Raw genomic sequence first — 618 nt, forward strand, 5'->3', positions numbered from 1 at the left:
GACGACGGTCATCCCGTTTGGCTTTTCGTATCCGGAAGCGACCTTCGCGACGAGCTTAGAGTTAGAGACACCGGCAGAGGCTGTCAGACCCGTTCGTTCTTTAATTTGTTTCAGGATATATTGCGCGATATACGTCGCACTTTTTTGATCGAAATAATTTTCCGTGACGTCAAGATACGCCTCATCAAGCGAGAGCGGCTCGACGAGCGGTGTCACTTCTCGAAAAAGCTCCATGATTTGCGCACTGACGGTCCGGTAGACGTCAAAACGAGGACGAATGAAGACGGCACGAGGGCACAGTTGGAACGCGCGTCTTGAGGGCATCGCGCTATGGATACCGTATTTCCGTGCTTCATAGGAACAGGTCGCTACGACACCACGGGCATGAGGCGGTCCACCAACGACGACAGGAACACCTTTTAATCGAGGACGATCGCGTTGCTCGACGGAAGCATAAAAGGCGTCCATATCAATATGAATGATTTTTCGTTCCATCGGACAAGCGTCTCCTTTCAGTGGATATGATACAATTAGTATAACGAACTTATGTTCTGATATCTATTTTTTTGGTCGACTATTCTTTGGCATACGCACAAGAGCGCCTAACCATCCACGCCA

General features: G+C 49.4%; 1 protein-coding gene. It reads right to left on the reverse strand.

Annotated features, from left to right (window positions below; all coding sequences use genetic code 11):
- Positions 1-495: DNA polymerase IV (gene dinB, locus B2U10_RS11035; protein ID WP_290787726.1), on the reverse strand; the 495-nt coding region annotated here is incomplete at its 3' end.
- Positions 496-618 lie beyond the last annotated feature (123 nt).

It is taken from the genome of Exiguobacterium sp. UBA7533 (genome assembly GCF_002479335.1).
Classification (GTDB): Bacteria; Bacillota; Bacilli; order Exiguobacteriales; family Exiguobacteriaceae; genus Exiguobacterium_A.